General features: G+C 67.2%; 2 protein-coding genes and 1 pseudogene. All 3 read right to left on the reverse strand.

Features of this window, described 5'->3' with window-relative positions:
• Positions 1–58: 58 nt before the first annotated feature.
• Positions 59–1,417 (reverse strand): esterase-like activity of phytase family protein, encoded by a 1,359-nt coding sequence (locus ACIPIA_RS13705; protein WP_400510344.1) that lies wholly within the window; start codon positions 1,415–1,417, stop codon positions 59–61.
• A gap of 114 nt (positions 1,418–1,531) precedes the next feature.
• On the reverse strand, positions 1,532–2,476 hold the full coding sequence (locus tag ACIPIA_RS13710; RefSeq protein ID WP_400510346.1) for a 2-hydroxyacid dehydrogenase: 945 nt from the start codon (positions 2,474–2,476) through the stop codon (positions 1,532–1,534).
• A pseudogene (locus tag ACIPIA_RS13715) lies at positions 2,473–2,716 on the reverse strand (thymidine phosphorylase); the annotation flags it as partial. The gene ACIPIA_RS13710 and the pseudogene ACIPIA_RS13715, both read right to left, overlap by 4 nt.

Genomic DNA, 2,716 nt, shown 5'->3' on the forward strand with positions numbered 1-2,716 from the left:
TGCGTCAACGTCGATCGTGCTACCGCCGATGTGGCGCAACCGGCGGCGCCGCGCGATCTCACTTCGCGTCGAGCAATTCCTTCACCGACAGCAGCACGAGCTCGTTGTCGTCGGCCTTCTTGGGATCGCGCGAGGAGGAGAACGGCAGATTGTTGTCGTTGCCCACGACGATGATGCCGTTGGCGCGATCGACGACATCGACGTTCTCGATGGTGAAGAACGGGAAGGGCAGAACGCCGTCGATGGCGCCCTGCTTCGCCTTCCCGTCGGGATCGGCGATCTTCATGAGGTTGATGAAGCCGACCTTGCGCACCGGCTTGCCGACATTGGCCTCGGTCATCTCGATTTTCACGATGCGCTTGAACTTGGCGAGGTCGTGGAAGCAGTCCGGGCCCTTCTGGCCGGCGGCGCAGGCCTTGTCGGCGGTGCCTTCGCCGTTATCGCGTTCGATGATGAGCGCCGTGGAAGCGTCGATCATGTTGAAGTCGCCGATGGCGTTGCCCTTCTGCTCGAGCGGATAGAACCAGGAACGGCCGGTCCACTTCTCGTTGGCGACGTCGAATTCCAGGATGCGAAGCACTTCCTTGCCGTCGACCTCCTCGTTGCCCTTGGTCTCGGCGCTCCAGAGCGGGCCTTCGAGCAGGGGATAGAGGAAGCGGCCGTCGGGGGACTGCGCCATGCCCTCGTAGCCCTTGGAGCGGCGGACATTGAAGGCAACGCTCTGGTCGGGCGCGCCCGGCGTGGTGACGGCATAGTGGTCGGGCGAGCGGGCGGGCTTGCCGTCGACCACCGTCTCGAACACCGCCTCGACCTTGCCGCTGGCATCGACGCGGATCAGGTAGGGGCCGAACTCCTCGCCGATCCAGTACTTGCCGCCGATCGGCTGGATCGATTCCGGGTCGAAATCGGCGCCGGTCAGATAGCGCTTCTCGGTGCCCTCATGGACGATGCGGAACGGCACCTTCTTGTCGGGATCGTGCAGGAAGGTGGTGGAGAGACGCTCGACGGCGCCTTTGCCGAAATCGGCCTTGAGGCGATGAAAGAACAACATCGCGTCGGGCGAGTTCAGCTTGGCGCCGAAGCCGTTGTCGGTCAACACCAGGAACTCGCCGTTGCCGAGCGAGCGGATGCCGGAGAAGCCCTGCACGGGCTGGCCGGCAAAGGGGGTCGAAAGGCCGGTGGGGCGGCCGCCCGATATGCCCATCACCGTGCCTGCGGCCTCGACGCGCTTGCCCGGCGTGACGAACTTGCCGGAGACCTTCAGATCGGCCGGCGCATCGGCGGGCGCGGGTATGATGGTGTTGGCCGGCAGCAGGGCGTGGCCGACGAGTTTCGACGGAAATTCCTTCTGGGGCTCCTGCGCGCCGGCGAGCACGGTCGAGGACAGGAGCAGGGCAATGACGAGCGACGAGCGCATGGAATTCTCCGGGCTGGAAATGACCAGCCCGCTTCGCCCGGCGGCATTGCGGCCCGACGACAGCCCGGCGACCGTTCCATGACGATCACCGGTGCATGTGCCCAGGTCGCAGGCCTAGTATCCGCGCGCCGGGTCGACCACGTTCTGAAGCGGTTCTCCGGCTTCCAGCCGCCTGATCTGCGCCGCGATCACCGAGGCGATCGCCTCCGGCTCGGACATCGCCGAGTTATGCGGCGTGACCGTCACGTTCGGATGGCGCCAGAACGGTGAATCGGGCGGCAGCGGCTCGGTCTCGAAGACATCGAGCGTCGCGCCCCTCAGCGTCCCCGCATCGAGGGCCGCGACGATGTCGGCCGCTACCTGCAAACCGCCGCGCCCGGCATTGATGAGGAACGGCCCTCCCAGGCGCCCGCCCTGCGCGAGTCCGGCGATCAGCTCGGCATTGATGATGCCGCGCGTGTCGGGCGTGAGCGGCACCAGGCAGACGAGGATGTCGGTCCGCGCCAGAAAGGCCTTCAGCCCCTCTTCCCCGGAGAAGGTCGTCAGCCCGTCGATCGCCTTGGGGGAGCGGCTCCAGCCGGCAACGTCGAAGCCGATGACCTGCAGCTTGCGGGCGGCATCGCGCCCGAGTTCGCCCAGCCCCATCACGCCGACCCGCACCGAGCGCGCGGCCGGCTGGTTGCGATCGTCCTCCCAGAGCCCTTCGCGCTGCTGGCGCAGGTAGCGGTACTGCTGGCGCAGGTACATCAGGCAGTGCAGCACGACATATTCGCTCATCCGCGTCGTCAGGTCGGGATCGACGACGCGCGCGATCGGCACCGTCGGCAGCTTGTCGTCGGCGAAGAGGAAATCGACGCCGGCCCCCAGCGAGAAGATCGCGGCGAGGTTGGGCAGCCCGGTCAGGCTGCCGACCGGGTGCTTCCAGCTCGCGACATAGTGGACGGCGCGGCGATCGAACGGCTCGCCGAGGACCACGATCGGCATCTCCGGCAGCAGTGCCTGGAACCGGGCCCGCCAGTCCTCGACATGCCAGCCCGTCATGGCCAGAAGCAAACTCATGCCGACACCCTCTCCGTGATCCGTTCCGCGACGAGAGCGCCGCGCGCCGCAGCCTCCCCGATCCGATAGGCCTTGCGCAAGCGCTGGCTGGCCGCCACGAAGCCCGCCTCGTCGCGGGCATGGACGACGCCAAGCGGACGATCAGGTCCGACCCGGTCGCCGAGACCGGCCAGTTCGACAATGCCCACGGCGTGATCGATTGGGTCCTGCGGCCGTACGCGTCCGCCGCCGAGAGCGACG

The sequence above is a fragment of the Allobosea sp. CER48 genome, assembly GCF_044752385.1.
Classification (GTDB): Bacteria; Pseudomonadota; Alphaproteobacteria; order Rhizobiales; family Beijerinckiaceae; genus Allobosea.